This window comes from Lentzea sokolovensis, from assembly GCF_033949975.1.
In the GTDB taxonomy this organism is placed as follows: Bacteria; Actinomycetota; Actinomycetes; order Mycobacteriales; family Pseudonocardiaceae; genus Lentzea; species Lentzea sokolovensis.
Genome location: NZ_JAXAVU010000009.1, coordinates 42,778 through 63,219, shown reverse-complemented (window position 1 = coordinate 63,219; position 20,442 = coordinate 42,778). Strand labels below are relative to the sequence as shown.

At 67.9% G+C, this 20,442-nt stretch carries 17 protein-coding genes and 1 tRNA gene; 12 read left to right on the top strand and 6 right to left on the bottom strand.

From position 1 onward, the window contains the following. Position 1 precedes the first annotated feature (1 nt). Genes SK854_RS17595 through SK854_RS17580 form a run of 4 tightly spaced genes read left to right on the top strand, consistent with a single transcriptional unit; the run spans position 2 to position 4,439 of the window. The gene (locus SK854_RS17595) at positions 2 to 1,357 is read left to right on the top strand and encodes an FtsK/SpoIIIE domain-containing protein (protein WP_319976183.1); all 1,356 of its coding nucleotides are present in this window, start codon (positions 2 to 4) and stop codon (positions 1,355 to 1,357) included. Next, entirely contained in the window at positions 1,354 to 2,964 is a 1,611-nt protein-coding gene (locus SK854_RS17590) for a replication initiator (protein WP_319976182.1), read from the top strand. The genes SK854_RS17595 and SK854_RS17590 overlap by 4 nt, the downstream gene beginning before the upstream one ends. A gap of 18 nt (positions 2,965 to 2,982) precedes the next feature. Continuing rightward, the gene (locus SK854_RS17585; protein WP_090074583.1) at positions 2,983 to 3,162 is read left to right on the top strand and encodes a helix-turn-helix domain-containing protein; all 180 of its coding nucleotides are present in this window, start codon (positions 2,983 to 2,985) and stop codon (positions 3,160 to 3,162) included. Continuing rightward, entirely contained in the window at positions 3,162 to 4,439 is a 1,278-nt protein-coding gene (locus SK854_RS17580) for a tyrosine-type recombinase/integrase (protein ID WP_319976181.1), read from the top strand. Before SK854_RS17585 ends, SK854_RS17580 begins: the two co-directional genes overlap by 1 nt. Before the next feature lie 76 nt (positions 4,440 to 4,515). On the opposite strand, the gene SK854_RS17575 is transcribed toward SK854_RS17580, so the two are convergent. Both SK854_RS17575 and SK854_RS17570 read right to left on the bottom strand, forming a co-directional pair. Continuing rightward, positions 4,516 to 4,600 (bottom strand) — tRNA-Ser (locus SK854_RS17575). 28 nt (positions 4,601 to 4,628) lie between these two features. Continuing rightward, positions 4,629 to 5,060 carry a MarR family winged helix-turn-helix transcriptional regulator gene (locus SK854_RS17570; protein ID WP_319976929.1) on the bottom strand — a complete coding sequence of 144 codons (432 nt, stop codon included), beginning with the start codon at positions 5,058 to 5,060 and terminating at the stop codon, positions 4,629 to 4,631. A gap of 164 nt (positions 5,061 to 5,224) precedes the next feature. On the opposite strand from SK854_RS17570, the gene SK854_RS17565 reads away from it, so the two are divergent. The 4 genes from SK854_RS17565 (at position 5,225) to ypfJ (ending at position 9,893) form a co-directional block, all read left to right on the top strand. Continuing rightward, positions 5,225 to 6,937: a bifunctional metallophosphatase/5'-nucleotidase gene (locus tag SK854_RS17565; protein WP_319976180.1), complete on the top strand. Its 1,713-nt coding sequence runs from the start codon at positions 5,225 to 5,227 to the stop codon at positions 6,935 to 6,937. Between the two features lie 96 nt (positions 6,938 to 7,033). Continuing rightward, on the top strand, positions 7,034 to 7,597 hold the full coding sequence (locus SK854_RS17560; protein WP_319976179.1) for a hypothetical protein: 564 nt from the start codon (positions 7,034 to 7,036) through the stop codon (positions 7,595 to 7,597). A 55-nt stretch (positions 7,598 to 7,652) separates the two neighbouring features. Beyond that, entirely contained in the window at positions 7,653 to 8,420 is a 768-nt protein-coding gene (locus SK854_RS17555) for a hypothetical protein (protein ID WP_319976178.1), read from the top strand. 576 nt (positions 8,421 to 8,996) lie between these two features. Further along, on the top strand, positions 8,997 to 9,893 hold the full coding sequence (gene ypfJ / locus SK854_RS17550; protein ID WP_319976177.1) for a KPN_02809 family neutral zinc metallopeptidase: 897 nt from the start codon (positions 8,997 to 8,999) through the stop codon (positions 9,891 to 9,893). A gap of 40 nt (positions 9,894 to 9,933) precedes the next feature. Here ypfJ and SK854_RS17545 read toward each other — a convergent pair whose 3' ends face one another. The 3 genes from SK854_RS17545 to SK854_RS17535 form a co-directional block, all read right to left on the bottom strand. Then, on the bottom strand, positions 9,934 to 10,641 hold the full coding sequence (locus SK854_RS17545; RefSeq protein WP_319976176.1) for a class I SAM-dependent methyltransferase: 708 nt from the start codon (positions 10,639 to 10,641) through the stop codon (positions 9,934 to 9,936). A 158-nt stretch (positions 10,642 to 10,799) separates the two neighbouring features. Continuing rightward, entirely contained in the window at positions 10,800 to 11,210 is a 411-nt protein-coding gene (locus tag SK854_RS17540) for a VOC family protein (protein ID WP_319976175.1), read from the bottom strand. Between the two features lie 10 nt (positions 11,211 to 11,220). Then, entirely contained in the window at positions 11,221 to 11,652 is a 432-nt protein-coding gene (locus SK854_RS17535) for a helix-turn-helix transcriptional regulator (protein WP_319976174.1), read from the bottom strand. A gap of 177 nt (positions 11,653 to 11,829) precedes the next feature. On the opposite strand from SK854_RS17535, the gene SK854_RS17530 reads away from it, so the two are divergent. From SK854_RS17530 to SK854_RS17520, 3 genes are all read left to right on the top strand, one after another. Next, entirely contained in the window at positions 11,830 to 14,433 is a 2,604-nt protein-coding gene (locus SK854_RS17530; RefSeq protein ID WP_319976173.1) for an SdrD B-like domain-containing protein, read from the top strand. Positions 14,434 to 14,595: 162 nt separating this feature from the next. Then, positions 14,596 to 17,727: a carboxypeptidase-like regulatory domain-containing protein gene (locus tag SK854_RS17525; protein ID WP_319976172.1), complete on the top strand. Its 3,132-nt coding sequence runs from the start codon at positions 14,596 to 14,598 to the stop codon at positions 17,725 to 17,727. 121 nt (positions 17,728 to 17,848) lie between these two features. Then, positions 17,849 to 18,598, top strand: coding sequence for a sulfite exporter TauE/SafE family protein (locus SK854_RS17520; protein WP_319976171.1), 750 nt, complete (start codon positions 17,849 to 17,851; stop codon positions 18,596 to 18,598). Here SK854_RS17520 and hisC read toward each other — a convergent pair. Next, positions 18,588 to 19,655: a histidinol-phosphate transaminase gene (gene hisC, locus SK854_RS17515; RefSeq protein ID WP_319976170.1), complete on the bottom strand. Its 1,068-nt coding sequence runs from the start codon at positions 19,653 to 19,655 to the stop codon at positions 18,588 to 18,590. The two genes, SK854_RS17520 and hisC, sit on opposite strands and share 11 nt — an antisense overlap. A gap of 75 nt (positions 19,656 to 19,730) precedes the next feature. Here hisC and SK854_RS17510 point away from each other — a divergent pair, with 75 nt between their 5' ends. Then, positions 19,731 to 20,372, top strand: coding sequence for a dienelactone hydrolase family protein (locus SK854_RS17510; RefSeq protein WP_319976169.1), 642 nt, complete (start codon positions 19,731 to 19,733; stop codon positions 20,370 to 20,372). Positions 20,373 to 20,442: the final 70 nt, after the last annotated feature.

The window sequence follows — 20,442 nt, the reverse complement described above, 5'->3', positions numbered from 1 at the left end:
CGTGCTGACGGGGTTCGCGGTGTGGCTCGGTGTCCGCCTGGTCCTCGTCGGACTGCGCTACCCGGTCGCGGCCGGCGTGGCTTTCCTCGGGCTCGCCGCGTACCGAAGGTTCGGGCTCTCGCCGCTCGTGCTGGCGCTGCTCACGCTCGTGGCTGGGCTGCTGGTCTGGTACGGGCTTCATCGGCGGTCGTACCTGCGGCACTGCTGGTACCGCGTCGTCACCGAATGGCGGCGAGCAACGGTCTACGTGCCGAAGTGGCGCACCGTGATGCGGCTGGCGGACCTCGCTAAGGAACACCGGGGCAAGGAGTACCGGCCTGCTCTGCGGCGCGTTCGTGCTGAGGGCTGGCGGGACAAGGTCCGGGTGCGGATGATTCCGGCGCAGTCTCCAGAGCAGTGGGAAGCGCGGCGGGACAACCTGGCGCATTCCTTCAACGCTCGGTCGTGCCGTGTGAGGGTGCTGAAGCCTCGGCTGCTCGAACTCGACTTCATCCACGCTGACCCGCTCGCCCGACCAGTACCCGTCCCGCGGCTCGATGACTCCGCGGACGTCGACCTCAAGAAGCTGGTGGTCGGACGCACGGAGACCGGTAAGCCCTGGCGGCTCAAGCTCCTCGGCTCGCAGGTCCTCGTGGTCGGCGTGCCCGGTGCGGGCAAGGGCTCGGTGCTCTGGTCGATCGTCTGGCAGCTCGCTCCCGCGATTCGTGCCGGCCTGGTTCGTCTCGTCGGCATTGATCCCAAGGGCGGGATGGAGCTGGGCCAGTGTCCGGACGCCTTCGACAAGGTCGTCTACGACAACGGGCCGGACGCGGTCGAGCTGCTGGAAGAGATCGCGGCGGAGGTCAAGGCGCGGGCTTCGCGGTACCGGGGTGTTCGTCGCCTGTGGACGCGTAGCGCCGGTGAGCCGTTCACGGTCCTGGTGGTGGACGAGCTGGCGGACCTGATCGCCTACCAGCAGGACAAGCAGCTTCGGGAGCGTGCATCTCGTGCGGTCCAGACGATCAGCTCGCAGGGACGCGCTCCCGGTGTCGCGACGGTGGCCCTGGTGCAGGACCCGCGCAAGGAGATCGTGAGCTTCCGGCACCTGTTCACGACTCGCGTGGCGCTGCGTCTCGACGAGCCGATCCAGGTCGACATGGTGCTTGGCGATGGCGTTCGGCAACGCGGCGCGGCAGCTCACGAGATCAGCGAGAACACGCCCGGCGTCGCGTGGCTCAAGGAAGACGGACAGCGCGAACCGGACCGGGCTCGGGCCTTTCACGTCACGGATGCGGACCTGGTTGAGCTCGGGCTGTTCCTCGCCCCGGCGACCGTCCACGAGTTCCCTGCAAGCCACGACCAGAGGGAGGCGGCATGAGCACGAACGTCACCACGTTTCCCGGCGATGTTGCAGGCCAGACGCGCGCGGAACGGATGAGGCAACCGGCCGCGCTCGACGTCACCAAGGCTGCCGCTGAACAGCACGGCGTGTGCGTGCGGCCGTTCACGATGGAAGTCGAAGACCACGAGTCCTACGAGGTTCGCTACGTCGCGGTGCCGTGTGGCTCGACGATCGAGAGCGTCTGCAAGCCCTGCGCCAAGAAGGCCAAGGCCTTGCGGATGGCTCAGTGCCGCGAAGGCTGGCACATGGAAGTGGAGCCCGACTTCACCCCGGAACCGCCCACAAAGGACCAGACGGAGCTGCTGGAGTACCGCGCTGACCTCATGAAGGCCTTCAAGGAGGAAGGCAACTCGGCTGAAGCGGACGAGCTGCGGGAGGAGATCCACAGCGTCGACGACGAACTTCGGCAACTCGGCGTCCGTGGTCGCCTGCCTTCGCCGGACGATCCCGGCAAGCGGCCCGTGAAGCGCTCGACGAAGCGTCGGCAGGATGCGCCGGACCTGCCTCGGCGGCGGGTTGAAAAGCGAACGGTTGGACGGGAGTTCGCGGGAGCCTTCCGTCCCTCGATGTTCGTGACGCTCACGCTGGACACCTACGGCAAGGTGCGCGACGACGGCACGCCCGTTGACCCGGACAGCTACGACTACCGCCGTGCGGCAAGGGATGCGGTCCACTTCGCAAGCCTCATTGACCGGTGGTGGCAGAACCTGCGGCGCGTGGCTGGCTGGGACGTCCAGTACTTCGCCACGGTCGAGCCCCAGAAACGCGCTGCTCCGCACCTGCACGCAGCACTCCGCGGTTCAATCCCTCACGAGCTGATTCGCCTGGTCACGGCGGCCACCTACCACCAGGTGTGGTGGCCCAACCACGACGAACGCGTCTACGTGGACCGGCTGCCGGTCTGGGACTTCGACGCCAAGGCGTTCATCGACCCCGACACCCGAAGGGCCTTGACCACCTGGGAAGACGCGGAGGTCGAGGAACCGGCGCACGTCGCGAAGTTCGGGCGACAGGTGCACTCCAAGGGCATCCTCGGCGGCTCTGAGGAAGCTGGGCGGCACATCGGCTACCTGACGAAGTACCTCACGAAGTCCATCGGTGAGGTGGTCGAGCAGGACACCGAGCGACAACGCCGGCATGCGGACCGCTTGGCCGATGAGTTGGCCGTCACGCCCTGCTCGGACAGGTGCGCGAACTGGCTCCTCTACGGCGTCCAGCCTCGCGGAGCGAACTCCCGCATGAGCCCAGGACGGTGCAAGGGAAGGGCTCACCGCAGGGCCACGCTCGGACTGCCTGGGCGGCGGGTTCTGGTGTCCCGCAAGTGGTCGGGGAAGACGCTCGCGGATCACAAGGCCGATCGGAAGCGGTTCGTGGTCCAGGCGCTCAAGGCCGTGGGGATCGAGAAGCCGGAAAAGGACCCGGCTCGGCTCGTCTGGCACAAGGTTCGGCCTGGTGACCCGAACGTGCCGCCACGGGCGCATCTGCTCATGCATGCGATCGCTCAACGCGTGACGTGGAAGGCCGAGTACGACCGCGCGCTACTCGCGGCTGGGCCTCCAGATCTTTCGGCAACTGCGGCCTGATCAACCAAGGGGGAAGACATGAACGACATCGCGTATCGCGTTGAGGAAGTCGCTCGGGCCCTTCGGGTGGGGCGGACAAAGGTGTTCGACTTGATCAGGGCCGGTGAGCTGGTGTCTGTCAAGATCGGCGGGAGTCGTCGGGTTCCGGCCTCGTCGGTGCAGGCGTACCTGTCTCGGCTGATCGCGGAGGCTGCGTAATGGCGGGCGGCAAGCGGTCCAACGGTGAGGGCTCCGTCTACCAGCGCAAGGATGGGCTGTGGGTCGGCGCGGCCTACGTGCTCACCACGACCGGGCACCGCAAGCGCGTCACTGTTTCGGCAACCACGGAGTCGGAGGCCTGGAAGAAGCTCAGGAAGAAGATCACGGACTCCGATGCCGGCATCCCGGTAGCGGCGGAGACGTGGACGTTGGAGAGCTATCTCAAGTACTGGCTGTCCACTGTGGCCGCGACGAAGAGGCCTCGGACGGTCGAGGGGTACGGCGTGGTCGTGCGGCGGCACCTGGTGCCCAACCTCGGGGCGAAGAAGCTCCATCGGTTGTCGGCCCAGGACGTCCGGACGTTCATCACGCGGCTGCGGAACGACTGCCGGTGCTGTGCGGAGAAGATCGACGCCAACCGGCCGAAGGATGCACGGCGTTGCTGTGCCAAGGGGAAGTGCTGCAAGACGGTTCTTTCCGACCGGACCATTCAGCAGATCCATGCTGTTCTGAGGAATGCGCTGGCGCACGCAATGCGGGAGGAGGTCGTGCCGCGCAACGTCGCCAGGCTCGTTCAGGTCAGGTCGCCTCGGTATGACGTGAACCGAGGTCTGGACGCCGATCAAGCAAAGGCGCTACTAAAGGCTGCGGAAAACGATCGGCTGAAGGCGCTGTACGTCCTGGCGCTCTACCTCGGAATGCGGCGCGGTGAGTTGCTCGGCCTTCGGTGGAAGGACATCGACTGGGACAAGTGGGACGAGCCATGCGCAGAACACGGAGACGACTTCTGTGAGGACTGCGCGGGGCAGCACTTCCCGACATTGCAGATCCGGCAGACCCTTCAGCGGGTCGGCACCAAGCTCGTGTTCGTCCCGCCGAAGACGGACCGGTCAGAGCGGGTGATGCCCCTGCCGCTCCTCGTGGCCTGGGCGCTGGTCGACCACTGGGACCTACAGGACGACGAAGCGGAGGCGGCCGGCGACAAGTGGGAGGAGTCGGGGTTGATCTTCGCCACGGTCACCGGCGGGCCGATCGATCCGACCTACCTGAGGTCGAGTTGGTATCCGATCCGGAAGCGCGCGGGCCTGGACAACGTGCGCTTTCACGACATCCGGCATTCGTGCGTGACGCTGCTGCTGAGGCTCGGCGTACCGCCGCACATCGTCCGGGACATCGTCGGCCACTCGAACATTGAAGTGACGATGATGATCTACGCGGCCGTCTCCCTTGAGGACAAGCGGGAGGCCTTGAAACGGCTCACGGACGAGCTGGGCTGAGGTCGTTGCTACACCCGTTGCTACACCAGAGGGGGTGTGACCAGCCTCAACGGCCGGTCACACCCCCTCTGAACTGCGGAAGCGGAGGGATTTGAACCCCCGGACGGTTGCCCGTCTCCCGCTTTCAAGGCGGGTGCATTCGGCCGCTCTGCCACGCTTCCCCGACACCACCGGTGTCAGCGCCAAAGCCTAGCCGTTCGACTCCCGCAGGTGTGTCATGACCCGGTCGAACACCTTGGCCAGCACCTCACCCTCCTCGGGCGTGATCAGGTCGACGATGTGCTCCCGGACCCCGCTCAGGTGCGTGGGGGCGGCCGCGACCAGCTGCGCCATGCCGGCGGCGGTCAGTTCGGCTAGCACGCCTCGTCCGTCCTCTGTGCACTCGCGGCGGGAGACGAGGCCGGCCTTCTCCATGCGCGCCACCTGGTGGGAGACGCGTGACTTCGAGGAGGCGACGTCTTCGGCGAGCTGCGTCATTCGCATGCGCCGGTTCGGTTGTTCGGAGAGCCTGACCAGAATCTCGTAGTCCGCCAGTGACACTCCGTGGGTGTCCTGCAGCTCTCGGTGCAGGCGGTCCATGAGCATGGACGAACCGTTCACGTAGGTGCGCCACGCGCGCATCTCGCCCTCGTCGAGCCAGTGCGGCTCCTGCTCACTTGGTGTCACGGGAACAAGGTTAGTCCTGAGCATGACGATCCAGTCATTGCTCTGGAAAACGTGGCCTTCGGAAGGCAGACTCCTGCGCCGTACACGCGCGTTAACCACGCCATCGAAAGGCTCCTTGCATGAGTTCGTTCAGACGGCTTTCCGTTCTGGCGATCACCGCCGCCGCGGCCACTGTCATCAGCTCTACCGGGGCAGCCCAGGCCGATGCCCAGTCACTGCGCGGTCGGGGCACGGTTGACGTGCGCCTGATCGGTATCAACGACCTGCACGGCAACCTCGAGCCGCCCACCGGCTCGTCCGGGCGCGTCATCCTGCCGGACGGCACGACCGTCGACGCCGGTGGCGCCGCCTTCAACGCGACGCACATCAAGAACCTCCAGAAGGAGGTCAAGAACTCCGTCATCGTCGGGCAGGGCGACCTGATCGGTGGATCGCCGCTGGTGTCGGCGCTGTTCCACGACGAGCCGACGATCGAGGTGCTCAACGAGGTCGGCATGGACGCGACCGCGGCGGGCAACCACGAGTTCGACGAGGGCTACAAGGAGCTCCTGCGCATGCAGCGCGGTGGCTGCCACCCGGTGGACGGCTGCCAGTTCCGCGACAAGTACAAGGGCGCGAACTTCCCGATCCTCGGTGCGAACGTCACGCACGCCAAGTCCGGGCTGCCTGCTCTGCCGCCGTTCTGGGTGGAGATCCGTGACGGGATCCCGATCGGCTTCATCGGCATGCCGCTCAAGGACGTGCCGATCCTGGTCGACCCGAACGGCATCAAGGAGATCAAGTTCGGCGACGAGGTGAAGGCGGCCAACAAGTACGCCAACCTCCTCGACGCCATCGGCGTGAAGTCGATCGTGCTGCTCGTGCACCAGGGTGACCAGGTCACGTCCACGGGTGGCGGCCCCAACGCGTGCAACGTGGCTCCGGAGAACCCCGGCAGCTACATCGCGACGAACGTCAGCCCGAAGATCGACGCGGTCTTCTCCGGCCACAGCCACCAGCACTACAACTGCGTGGTCAAGGACCCGGCCGGCAACCCGCGGCCGTTCATCGAGGGCCTGGCCTTCGGGCGTGAGCTGAGCGTCGTCGACCTCAAGATCGACCGCCGGACGCGCGACGTCGTCCGCGGCGAGACGAAGGCCGACAACAAGATCGTCACGCGCACGGTCGCGCCGGACCCGGTGATCCAGTCCGTGATCGACCTGGCCAAGACGAAGTCCGGCCCGATCGCGAACCGGCCGATCGGCTCGATCGGCGCGGACATCGTCCGGGCCGCGGCCGCCTCCGGTGACTCGCCGCTGGGCAACCTGATCGCCGACTCCCAGCTCGAGGCCACCAAGTCCAACGGTGCCGTGATCGCGCTGATGAACCCCGGTGGCGTGCGCGCCGACCTCACCTACGCGCCGAAGGGCACCGAGGGCCCTGGTGTGGTGACGTACGACGAGGCGTTCAGCGTTCAGCCGTTCAGCAACATCCTGCAGACGGTCACGCTGACCGGCGCGCAGATCAAGACCGCGCTGGAGCAGCAGTTCGTCGTGGGCAAGACCACGATCCTGCAGCCCTCGTCCGGCTTCACCTACAGCTGGTCGCTGTCCGCGCCGATCGGCTCGAAGATCTCCGGCATCACGCTCAACGGAACCCCTGTCGATCCGAACGCGAACTACCGGGTGACGATCAACAGCTTCCTGCAGGGCGGCGGTGACGGTTTCGCCGAGTTCACCAAGGGCACCGAGATCACCGGTGGTGGCATCGACCTCGACGGGTTCGCCGCGTACCTCGCGACGCACCCCGGCCAGCTGCCCCCGGCTACCGGCCGGATCACGCAGCTGCCGTAACCGCAGAACGCAGCTGAAGGCCATCCCGGCGACGGAAGTCGCCGGGATGGCCTTTTCGTGTGCCTGATTGCTCCATTTGATCTAGGGTGAGGGCCGATGTCGTGGTTGCGTCGGCTCCTGCTGCTCGCCGGTCTGGTGACCGGCGCCTGGCTGCTGGGCGCCGCCGGTGAGGCGAACGCCGACGTCCGGGTCGAGATCGACCAGCTCAAGGTCGAGGTGAAGCTCCCCGTCGCAGACATCGGCCTCAAGATCGAGACCCAGCGGCAACCGGACGAGCCCGCACCGCCGAAGCCGGACCCGCGCGTCGAGGCACCGGAACCACCTGCGGCACCGCCGACCTCGGCGCGTCCAGTCGAAGCGCCCGTTCAGGCCGAAGTGCTCCAGCAGCAGACAACACCGCAGCCGCCGCCCACGACGCTGACGACGCGCCCCACGAACCCCGTGCCCGTCCCGCAGCAGCCGCAACCGCAGGCCGAGCAGCCGATGCCCGGCACGCTCCCGCAGAGCGGCGCGGGTTCGGCCACGAGCACCCAGATCCCGGCGGGCACGCTGCCGCACGCGATGCGGCCGCCCGCCACCACGGCGTCTCTCGTCAGCACCGAGCAGCAGGACGTGCCGCGCACCGTGCGCGCGGAGGAACCGACGTTCTCTCCCGACTGATCCCACGTGCCGCACCAGCACAGGGATCCGTCACCACATTCCAGGGAGAACAGTCATGCGCAAGAACCTCAACCGCACCATGTCCGCGGCTCTGCTGACCGGTGGCCTGATGGTCGCGTCCGCCGGATGGGCCCAGGCCATCCCCGTGCCGCTCAACATCGACGACGAGGTCCGCGTCGGCAACCTCGTGAGCGTCCCGGTCAAGGTCTGCGGCAACGCGATCAACGTCCTGGGCGACAGCGACGCCACCTGCGAGGAGAAGCCCGCCGCGCGCACCCAGGCCGACAAGGCCCTGGTCTCCGCGCCCGTCACGGTGTGCGGCAACTCGGTCGGCGTCGCCGGCGGCGGCACCGGCAGCTGCGGCGAGACCAAGCCGCAGGAGCCCAACGGCACCGTCGAGGCTCCCGTGACGGTCTGCGGCACCAGCGCGGCGGTGCTCGGCACCGCGAGCGGCGACTGCGGCAAGACCGAGACCCCCGAGCAGCCGGAGCAGCCGGAGCAGCCCGAACAGCCGGAGCAGCCCGAGCAGCCGGGCGAGAACCCCGAGAACCCGGGCAACGAGAACCCCGGCAACGGCAACCCCGGTGGCGGCAACGACAACGGCGGCAACAACGGCGACAACAACGGCAGCGGCAACACGGGCGACGACTCCGGCGCCGGCACCCCGCAGAGCGGCGACAAGGCCTCGCAGCGCGCCTCGGCGCTCATCCCGAACCTGTCGAAGACGGGCGCCGACCCGCTCGAGTTCCTGCTGGTGGGTCTCGGCCTGATGACCGCGGGCGTGATGGCCCGCCGCGGTGCGCGCCGAATCACCCAGGCCTGATCCTGATCAATATCTGATCGTTTTCCCCAATCGCCCGGCGAGAGATTCTCTCGCCGGGCGATTGCTGTCTGCAGTGTCGATCTCCGCAGGTCACCCGTCCGACTTCACCAATTCAGGTTTCGCGTGAGGTGTTGAGAAATGCGGCGATCAAGCGCATAGTCGATAACGAGCTGGCAACCGGCAGGTGAATGAACAAGACCACCCGGAGGCCACGCCCAGAAGGGGTAGGTGGTGCTGTGCAGGTATCTCCTCGCTGTGGCGAAACGCGGTCTGTCGCATCCCCGCGAGTGGACTGGACGTGACCGGTCCGGTCGCGACTGCGTAGCGACGGACACGAGGTTTCGGGTGCCCAGGCGCCATCAGGCGTCGCTCGGCGCACTTCGACGCTGTTGAGCTCGGCTTCGGTGTCGTCTCATGGCGTCACCGGCTGAGCGCCACGCCAACCTTCGTGGGCCGTAGTCGTCACTTCCAAATGGGAAAGCCTTGGTGCGGTGCCCCGACGTCGGGCTCCGCACCAAGGCATGTTTCGTGCTTTATCGTTTGCGGCACCCATGGGGTCCTTGGCAGGAGGATGCGGTGCAGTTCAACGAAGGCGCGGAACTCGACCTCTCGCAGGTGTCGGACCAACGAGGCGTGGGCGGCCGCGTGGCCGGCGTCGGCGGTGGCCTCGGCGTGGTCGGCCTCATCATCTACTTCCTGATCCAGCAGTTCACCGGCATCCAGCTGCCGGCAGGCGGGCTCGAGGGCATGGGCAACAACACCCAGGTCGAGTCCGGTCAGCTGCTCGAGAAGTGCAAGACCGGCGCTGACGCGAACCGCGACAGCGACTGCCGGGTCGTGGCGACGATCAACTCGATCCAGGGCTTCTGGACCGACCAGTTCGCCCGCTCGGGCAACACCTACCAGGTCACCAAGACCAACTTCTTCCGCAACAGCGTGAACACCCGCTGCGGCAACGCCACCTCCGCGGTCGGCCCGTTCTACTGCCCCGCGGACTCCCAGGTGTACATCGACCTGGACTTCTTCAACGAGCTGCGGACCAAGTTCGGCGCGACCGGCGGCCCGTTCGTCGAGGCCTACGTGCTCGCCCACGAGTACGGCCACCACGTGCAGAACCTGCTCGGCACCTCGGACCGGGTCGGCAGGGAGACCGGACCCACCTCGGGCTCGGTGCGCCTCGAACTGCAGGCCGACTGCTACGCGGGCGCCTGGGGCAAGGCCGCGACGACGGTGCCGAGCGCCAACGGTCAGCCCCTCATCTCGAACATCACCCAGGAGGACGTGAACGCCGCTCTCGACGCGGCGGCGCGCATCGGTGACGACTTCATCCAGAGCGAGCTCGGCGGCGGCCGGGTCGACACGACCCAGTTCAGCCACGGCAGCTCGGCGCAGCGGCAGAAGTGGTTCACGACCGGGTTGGAGACGGGCGACCCCGCCCGCTGCAACACGTTCGACACGAACAACCTCGGCTAGATGACACAGGTGGCGCACCGGATCGGTGCGCCACCTGTCGTCAGCGGCGTGCCACGGCCAGCAACCGGTGGTCGCCCACGCGGAAAGCGCTTCCGTCGACGTCGCCGAACAGTTCGACCGACGAGAACCCGGCGGCGTTCAGCATCCGGGTCAGCTCAGCGGCCGTGTAGACGTGCTGCTCGCAGGTCGACCGCTGCGTCCGCTCCCCGTCCGTGAACGTGAAGTCGATCAGCAGCCGCCCCGAGGCGACGTCGTAGTCGTTCACGGCGACGCAGTCCACGCCCCCGAACGACATGCGCAGCTCGCCCGGCAGCGAAGGCAGCAACGACTCGGCCGTGCAGCCGTAGTCGATGACGAGAACCGGTGCGGCGGCGGCCAGGTCGGCCAGGAACCGCTGCGAACCGGCGTGTGACAGATAGCCGAAGCTGTTGCCCAGGCACAGAGCCAGATCGGCGGTCACGCCGAACGAGCCCAGCGCCGCCAGGTCGCCCTGCCGCCAGTCGAGCTCGGGAGCCAGCGCACGGGCGTGCGAGATGGCCTCGGCGGAGATGTCGATGCCGGTGATCGTGTAGCCGCGGCGGGCCAGTTCGATGCTGTGCCTGCCGCTGCCGCACGGTGCGTCCAGCACCCGCGGACCCGCGCTGAAACCGGTGATGAAGTCGATCTCGGCGGAGGTGACGGAAGGTGGCACCGCGCCACGCCAGAAGGTGTTGGCGAGATCGGTGAAGAACGAGGTGTACCAAGTCAAGGTGGTGCTCCTGGTGATCGCGAGAAACAGAACGCGAGAGTCACCGGGTACTGCGAAGGCACCCGGTGTGTCCGGGGCTGCCCATGGCATCGACCTTGTCTCTGAGAACACCTGAAGGCACTACTGAAGCACGCCCAGCGTGAGAACCGGAAGTGCTTTTACGACTGGACGGACCGCGGCGTCGAGAAGCGGATCATGTTGCCGGACGGGTCGCGGAACGCGCAGTCGCGCACGCCGTAGAACTGGTCGACCGGCTCCTGCAGCACCTCGGCGCCGGCCGCGCGGACCTGCTCGAACTTCGCGTCCACGTCGTCGAGCTCGAAGATGACGCCGTGCAGCGACCCCTTGGCCAGCAACGCGTGCAGCGCCTCGTGGTCGGTCGGCGGGACGGGCGGCCCGATGCGCGACAGGCCGATCTCGACGTCGGGCTGGCCTGCGGGCCCGACGGTGAGCCAGCGGTAGTCCTCGACGGACTCGTCGGTGCGCACCTCGAGCCCGACGACGTCGCGGTAGAACTTCAGCGCGGCGTCCTGGTCGTGGACGAAGAGGAACGTGTGCGAGAGCTTCATGGGCGAAACCCTAGGCACGCCGCGAACGCGTCGCTTCTCGAAATCTGCTCGGTCTCGTCAACCCCATCAAATGACATCCGGGCACCGCGGCCAGCGAATCATGGGCACGCGCCCGGTAGGCAGACGGCGTTTCCCCGACCAGTTCGGTGAACCGCGCGGAGAACGAGCCGAGCGAGGTGCACCCGACCTCGACGCAGACCTCGGTCACCGACAGCGTTCCGAGCCGCAGCAACGCCTTGGCCCGCTCGATCCGCCGCGTCATCAGATACCCGTACGGCGTCTCGCCGTAGGCCGCGCGGAACTGGCGGGCGAAGTGCGACGGTGACATCAGCGCGGCACGGGCCATCGCGGGCACGTCCAACGGCCGCGCGTACTCGCGGTCCATCAGGTCACGCGCCCGGCGCAGGTGTGCGAAGTCTTCCGGCGTCACGCACGACAGCATGCCACCGGCGTGAGCGCAGACGAGTCCCCGCGATGCTCACGCTTTCCCAATGCCGCCGGTTGCCCTCGTTCGAAAAGAATCTTGCGCGTCTTTTCGCCATCCCATTGCCTCTTTCGCGAGGTCACGAGCCTGCGGTACTTTCCGGGCGCCTTTCACTGGGGACTCGGGGGGATTCCGTTGTCCGGTAGATCGATCAGCCGTGCCGTGCTCAGGTTCGGAGCTCTGACCACCGTCGCGGTGCTGACGTTCAGCACTGCCGCGTTCGCGCAGGACGACCCGGCGAGCACACCGCCGGCGCCCGTCGAGACGTCAGCACCACCGTCGTCCGCTCCGGTCGCACCGCCGCCGGCCCAGGCAGAGCAGCCGGAAAGCATTTCCGGCGTCCTGTACGCCGACAAGAACACCAACGGCCAGCGGGATCCCGGCGAGGAGATCTCCGGCGGCAAGATCGACATCCTCGGCGGTGCCGACGAAAGCGCCTATCACTCGACGATCAGCGGTGACGACGGGAGGTTCGCCTTTAGCGGCCTCGCGCCCGGCACGTACCACCCGACTTACCAGCTCGAAGACGGCTGGACCGTGCACCACGCCAACGCCGGCGGCGACCTGTTCACGGTGAAGGCGAACGAGACGACCGAGATCTCGGTGCGCGCCGAGCGCCCGTTCCGGGAACAGCTCACCGCCACCGCGACGTTCGACCGCGAGAGCTATCGCCTCCCGGCGTCCGCGACGATCAAGCTGACGATCACCAACACCACCAACCGCAAGATCAACGGCATCAAACCGCGGTGCGACAGCAGGCCGAACGGCCTTGGCAGCGGCAAGAACTGGGACGCGCTCGTGGCGAACGGCCTCTCGCTCGAAGCGGGCGCCAAGCGCGAGATGTCGATCGTCGAGGAGATCCCGGAGGAGGCGAGCCTGGGCGGGGTGGTCACGCTCGACTGCAGCTTCGCGCCGAACCCCGGCTGGAACGGAGACGGCCCGTCCGTGCACGCCGAGGCCAAGGCGAGTGGCGGCGCCGGCACCTACACGTTGGTGCTAGGCGAGGACAGGAACGCTGACTCCCGCATCGACGAGCAGGAAGCCGCCCGGGGTCTCAAGGTCGTCCTGATCGACCCGCGGACCGGCGAGCAGGTCGTGGAGCGGACCACCGCGGCGGACGGCAAGGTCGAGTTCTCCGGGCTGCCGGTCGGCGAGTACCGGGTCGTGCTCGTCGGGTGGTGGGCTTTCACCGACCCCGCCCAGGAACTGCTGACCATCACCGGGAAGGGCGGCGCCGACCACCGCTTCCTGAAGTTCGCGACGCCGGCGGACGTGCGCACCACGATGAAGTTCGACAAGCCGCGCTACGAGTCGCACGAGACCGTGACCGTGGAGTTCACCGTCAAGAACAACGGCGGCCAGACCGCCGAGGGCGTGAAACTCGACAACTCGTTGTATTCGCTGTTGATCCCCAACGAGCAGTGGGGAGACTTCGGCTGGAACGGCCGCGGCGTGCGGATTCCCGCCGGGGAGTCACGCACGTTCAGCTACTCGGGCAAGATCCGCCAATTCTCCGGGGGCAAGCTCACGCTCAACGGGTTCATCAAGTTCGTCGGCAGGCCCGACCGCTACTTCCACGACTTCGACGGCACGGCCGACATCATCCCGACCAGCGGTTCCGTCACCGGGCTCGTCTACGAGGACGCGAACCGCAACGGCCGGCCGGACGCGGGCGAGGCCGCGCCGGACGCCGTGGTGGAGATCAGCGGAGGCGCTCCGCTCACGTACCGCAAGACCACGTCGGACGCCGAGGGCAGGTTCTCGCTCACGGACGTCCCGTCCGGCGAGTACTGGATCAGCTACACGCTCGCGGGCGGCTGGATCGTGCACATCGAGACGGGAACTCCGCAGATCTGGGTGCAGCCGGGGACACCGCTCGATCTGACCACCCGCGCCGACCGCCCGTACTCCGAGCTGCTCAAGGCGACGGTGGAGCTCGACAAGCAGGGCTACGTGCTCGGCGAGGACGCCAGGATCACCGTCACGCTCACCAACAACGCCGATCGCGAGATCCGCGGCATCAAGCACGGATGCAACCGCGTCGGCGACTCGAACCACTTCGGCGGCACCAGCAAGGATCCCTTTCCCGCGGGGTGGGGCGATCTGAACTACTACGAGCCGGGAGTGACGCTCGCCGCCCACGAGACGAAGAAGATCGTCGTCACGGAGAAGGTCCCGCACGGTGCCCGTCTCAAGCGGATCGCCCTGGTGGCGTGCGACTTCGCACCCGAGCCCGGATTCAACACCGACGGCCCGTTCTCGTTCGACTGGGCGAGCGTTCCCGGCGGAGTCGGCTCGGTGAAGGGCAGGCTCGCGCACGACCGCAACAACAACCACGTCGTCGACCCCGGCGAGGCGGTCCCCGGCGCCCGCGTCCTGTTGATGACCGACAAGGAGAACGGGTACCAGCTCGCGGACTCCACTTCGGACGCCGAGGGCAACACCCGCTTCGACCAGGCGCCACCAGGTGAGTTCTGGGCGTGGGTCGACGGACCGTGGCAGTTCGAGGGCGACAACGGCAAGGTCGACATCAGGGCCGACGCCGTGACCGAACGAGACCTCTTCGTGGTGCCCGTGCCGCAAGCCGCACCACCGCCCGCCCAGCAGCATTCCACCGGTGGCACCCGTGGCGCGCTCGCCAAGACCGGCGCCAGCGTGCTCGGACTGGGCCTGCTGGCCGCGCTTCTCGTGGCGTTCGGCTTCGGGATTCGTGTCGCCGGTCGCCGCAGGACGTCCTGAGACATGAATCATTTCCGGAAATGCCCTTGATCCGGTACTTTGCCCGAGTCTGTCGGGCACGTGCGGGGGCTTGATGCTCAGGCGGACCATTCCTACGGGGTCTTTGGGGGATTCCTAGTGTCCGAGAGATCGGTCAGCCGTGCCCTGCTCAGATTCGGGGCCTTGACCACCGCTGTCCTCCTCGCGTTCGGCACCGCCACCAGCGGTGCGCAGGCGCAGGAGCCGGAAGCACCGACGTCGGCCGTCGAACCGACGCAGACGACCGAACCGAGCACTCCGCCGTCCACTCCGCCGCCCGCGTCGAGCGACCCCTCGGTCCCGCCGCCGTCCGGTGACCCCGCTCCGCCGTCGACCTCGACGCCTCCGCAGGAGAACCCGCCCGGCGACACGCCCGTCCCGAGCACGCCGGTCACGCCGACCAGCGAGCCCGCGAAGGCGGAAGAGCCCAAGCAGGCGACGCAGCAGCAGGCCGCACCGGACCTCAAGATCTCCGTGAAGTTCGACCGCGCCGAGTACTCCATGGGCGAGCCGCTGGGCGTCACGCTGACCGTTCGCAACGAGGGTGACGTGGCCGCGAACCAGGTCCGGTTCGCCAGCGAGGTCCTGTCGCTGAACCTGACCACGGGCGTCGACGACCTGGTCTCCCGCCCGAGCCTGGCTCCCGGCGAGGTGAAGGTGATCAAGCTCGGTGCCACGGCCCAGTGGGGCGTTCCGAGCGTGGCGCTCACGGTTCGCACCTGGGCCGAGGGCGTGACCGACAAGACGCCGAACGACAACCTGTCGCGAGCCGAGACGAAGATCGTCAACAACGGCGGCCAAGTGAGCGGTGTGCTGTTCGAGGACCGCGACGGCAACGGTGTCGCGAGCCCCGGTGAAGGCATCGACTGGCAGACGTTGAGGCTGAGCGGTGGTCCGGCGTTCCCGAACTCCACCCAGACCTACAACGGCGGCCAGTTCACGATGCGTGACGTTCCGCCTGGCACCTATCAGGTGCGGTGGACCGGCAGCAGCGGCGCCGGCGGCGACTCCCTGACGGTCAAGGCCGGGCAGTTCATCACCGTGAAGCAGGGCGAGACCACCCAGGTCTCGCTGCAGGCCGTCCCGACGCTCTCGCGTTCGCTGTGGATCGCCGGCCACTCGTTCGACAAGCCGAGCTACGCCAAGGGCGACCCGATCTCGGTGAGCGTCATCCTGCGCAACAACGGCAAGGAGCCGATCACCAACCTCGTCACCGTCTGCGACCCGGAGAACGACCCGGCGACGCTCGACGGCACCGCCGACGGCTGGGGCGACCTGCGACCGGACCGCGGAGGCGTCACGATCGGCGTGGGCGAGACGAAGACGTTCACGGTCACCGACACCGTGCCCGACGTCGACTTCCCGACCGGCAAGGTCTACTTCGCCTGCACCTTCAGCGTCGACGGCCGCAACGCCGATGGTCCCGGCGCCGGTTACGGCTCCGCGAACCCCGGACTCACCGTCGGCGCGGACATCGCCGGCATCCACGGCACCGTGTCCGGCCGCCTCCTCGCCGCCGGCAGCGGCATCCCCATCACCTCGACCAAGATCGTCGCGATCAACCCCGCGAACAACCGCATCATCGGGCAGGCGTCGACCGACTGGAACGGCGCGTGGCGGATCCAGAAGCTGCCGCGCGGCAAGGTCGCCCTCCAGGTCGTCGGCGGCTGGAAGCTCGAGGACGGCAGCGCGCACCGGCTCGTCGACGTCATCGCCGAGCAGGAGGTCGTCGCCGATCTCGACGTGGTGAACGGTCCCTTCGTGAAGGACCCGACCGTCTTCGCGCCGGACCTGAAGGTCTCCGTCTCGTTCGACAAGCAGAGCTACGACATCTCCGACCTGGTGCGCATGACGATCAAGGTCGAGAACATCGGCACCGGCGTCGACCCGGGACGGGGCAGCTGGCACGGGACCCCGTACAACGAGCAGGAGCCCTACTTCGACTACGCGGAGCTCCGCAGGTTCCTGGATCCCCAGATCGTGCTCTACCCCGGTGAGAGCAAGCAGGCCACGTTCACCGGCCGGATCAGGGACGGGGGCATCGACCCCGAAAAGCTCCGCAAGGTGAGCTACGTGGCCGAGGCCGGCACCCAGTCCGACGACCCGAACCGCGACAACAACAAGGCCGAGGCACGGGCGGACGTCAACTGGGGCACCGGTTCCGTCCTGGTCGTCGTGTACGGCGACCGCAACCTGAACGGGCAGCCGGACGCGGGCGAAGAACTCGCGAACCGCAAAGTTCGGGTTGGCGGCGGCAAGCCCCACGTGAACAGGGAGGCGACGACCGACGCTTCCGGCCGGGTCCACCTCACCGACCTGCCCGCGGGCACGTACTCCGCCTCGGACGAGTACGACCGGGAGTCCGGCTGGCTCCAGGACACCCCCGAAGCCGATCGCGTCGCCGTGGTGAACCCCGGCGACGTCGGCACCGCACGGGTGCGGCTGGTCCGGCCGCTGTCGGACGAACTGAAGGCGTCGATCAAGTTCGACAAGCCGGAGTACCAGGCCGGTGACGCCGTCGGCGTCACCGTGTCGATCACCAACGGCACCACGAAGTCGTTGCAGGTCAAGGCGGAGTGCGGTGGCGGCAGCTACGGCCCCTACCTCGGCAACGACCTCCCGGAATGGGGTCAGCTGGGCAGGGCCGCCGCCGGTGTGCAGATCGCGGCGGGCCAGACGTTCGAGGTCCGCTTCAGCACCGCGCTGCCCGCGTCGTCGCCCGACTGGGGCTACGTCACGGTCGGCTGCTCGTTCGGGCCGGAGAACGGCAGCGGCAACCCGCACGCCTCCGCCACGAGCAAGGTGCCCGGTGCGACGGAGACGTTCACCGGCTTCGTGGTCACCGGCGACTGGATGGCGCCGGAGAGGGTGCCGAACGTCAAGCTCGTGCTGCTCGACCCGCACACCCGCAAGCCGGTCGCGAGCACGACCACGGACGCCCAGGGCGCCTGGACGTTCCCGGACCTGCCGGTCGGCGAGTACGTCCCGCTGGTGGTGGGCCCGTGGAAGGTCGTCGACCTCGGTGAGGGTGAGCCCTTCGGCAACGTCCGGGGTCGCGAGTGGCCGTCGTACGTCTGGGTCGAGCGCGGCCCCGAGGTCGCCGATCCGACCGTCGCCACTCCCGGCGGCGCGGGCGGGAACGGTGGCGCGATCCTGGCGCCGGCGACCAGGAACACGGACGCGCTGGCGAACACCGGCGTGGGCGTGCTCGGACTCGTGCTCTTCGGCGCGTTGCTCGTGATGACGGGCGTGGCGATGAGGCGCAAGATCGCCTAGCCGACGATCCCCCGACAGGCCCGGTGCTCACGCTGAGTGCCGGGCCTGTTGTCATAAGCGCCACACTCTGTCGTCCCGAGTGGAGTGTTAGCGTCGCTAACCAGTGGGTACGGGGGTGGACATGACGGTCTGGGAAGCAGTCGCGGTGGTGATCGCGGGTGTGTTCGCAGGCGGCATCAACACCGTCGTCGGCAGCGGCACGCTCGTGACGTTCCCCGTGTTGCTCGCCGTCGGTTATCCGCCTGTGGTCGCGAACGTGTCCAACAGCCTCGGCCTCGTGCCCGGCTCGCTGTCCGGCGCGTGGGGCTACCGCGAGGAGCTCAAGGGGCAGGCGGACCGCGTCAAGCGGTTGCTGCCCGCGTCGATCCTCGGTGGCATCATCGGCGCGATTCTGCTGGTCACGTTGCCCGCCAAGGCGTTCACCGCGATCGTGCCGGTGCTGATCGTGATCGCGCTGGTGCTCGTGGTCATCCAGCCTTGGCTCAACCGCAAGCTCTCGCACCGCCGCAGCGAGAACGACGGTGGCGTGTTGCTGTGGTTCGGCGTCTTCGCCGCGGGCATCTACGGCGGCTACTTCGGTGCCGCGCAGGGCGTGCTGGTCATGGGGATCATGGGCGTGCTCGTCAGCGAGCACCTGCAGCGGATGAACGCGCTGAAGAACGTGCTGACCGCGTTCGTGAACCTCGTCGCGGGCGTCATGTTCATCTTCATCGCCGACGTGGCGTGGCTGGCAGTGCTGCTGCTCGCCGTCGGGTCCGTGGTCGGCGGCCAGATCGGCGCCAAGATCGGCCGCAAACTCCCACCCGCCGTGTTGCGCGGCGTCATCGTGGTGGTGGGAGTCGCGGCGATCGTTCAGCTGCTCATGAAGTGAACGCGCGGGCGGCGGCCAGGAAGGCGTCGTTCTCGTCCGGCTCGCCGATCGTCACGCGGGCACCCTCGCCGACGAAGGCGCGCACGACGATCTTGTGCGCCAGGCAGTGCTCGTTGAACGCGGCCGTGCGCTCGCCCAGCGGCAGCCACACGAAGTTCGCCTGAGTCTCCGGCACCTCGAAGCCCATCGCGAGCAGTTCGCCGCGCACGCGACCCCGTTCGGCCACGATCGCGCGGCAGCGGACCATCAGCTCGTCCTCGGCGTCCAGCGAGGCCATCGCGGCCACCTGTGCCAACGCGTTCACGGAGAACGGCACGTAGACCTTGCGCAGCACGTCGGCGACGACCGGCGGCGCGACCGCGTAGCCGATCCGCAGCCCCGCGAGGCCGTACGCCTTGGAGAACGTCCGCAGCACCGCGACGTTGTTGTGGCCCGCGGCCCACTGCTGCTTCGCGAGCTCGACGCCGTCCGGGACGTGCGCGTCGTCGACGAACTCCTTGTAGGCCTCGTCGAGCACCACGAGCACATCGCGCGGCACCTTCGCGATGAACGCCTCGATCTCCTCGGTGCGCAGCGCGGTGCCCGTCGGGTTGTTCGGGTTGCAGACGAAGACCATCCGCGTGTTCGGCGTGATCGCCGCGAGCATCGCGTCCAGGTCGTGCGTGTGCTCCGAGTTCAACGGCACGCGGATCTGCCGTGCGCCCGCCACGTGCGTGACGATCGGGTAGGCCTCGAACGACCTCCACGCGAACAGCACCTCCTCGCCGTCGGCGCAGGTGGCCTGGACGAGCTGCTGGCACAGGGTCACCGAGCCGCAGCCGATCGCCAGGTGGTCGGCCGGCACGCCGAGTTTGTCGGCCAGCCGCCCCGTGAGTTCGACGGCGCCCGAGTCGGGGTACCTGTTGATGCTGGCGGCCGCCTCGGAGATCGCTTTGACGACGCTCGGCAGCGGGCCGGCGGACACCTCGTTGCTCGCGAGCTTGATGGCGCCGGGGATGCTCTTGCCGGGCACGTAGGACGGCAGGGACGCCAGGTCAGCGCGGGTTCGCACGGTCATGTCCCCGATCCTCGCATTGCTCCGTCCGATTGGTCACGTTGACTGGAGTTCACCCCGTCGTGGAAGGGTAGGACGATGACGAGTACCCGCATCGAGACGCTTTCCCTCACCGACGGCCGTGAGCTGCGGGTGACGATCGCCGAACCCGACTCCGCCGTGCGGGGCGGCCTCGTGGTGCTGCACGAGGCGCGTGGCATCACCGCGGGCGTGCGCACGCTCGTCAGCAGCCTCGCCGACGAGGGCTGGCTCGCGATCGCGCCGCACCTCTACAACGAGGACCGCGTGCACGGCGACGACATCAAGGACCAGGTCAGCAAGCTCTCCGGTGACCGGCTGCTCGCGGACACCGACGTCGCGTTCGTCTGGCTGGGCCAGCAGGGCGTCAGCGCCGACCAGATGGGTGTGGTCGGGTTCGACATCGGTGGCACCGTCGCCATGGTGGTCGCCGCCAGTCGCACGATCGGCGCCGCGGTCACGGTGCAGGCGCCCGGCATCCTCGAACCGCTCTCCGACGGCCTTCCCGCGCTGGTGGACGTGGCCGGCGACCTCACGTGCCCGTGGCTTGGAATCTTCAGCGACGAGGACTCGGAAGAAGTGAGCAAGCTTCGCGATGCTGTGATCAGCTCCGAAACCGCGTCCGATCTGGTCCGTTTCAACGTTTCCAGTGACGAAGCGTGGGTTCGTGCGTTGAACTGGTTCGACGCACACATGAGGTAAGGGTCTTTACGGCGGATTGGAACCGAACCGTCGTCCGGGTACATCTAAGGAGTGCTTCGGACGGCTGACT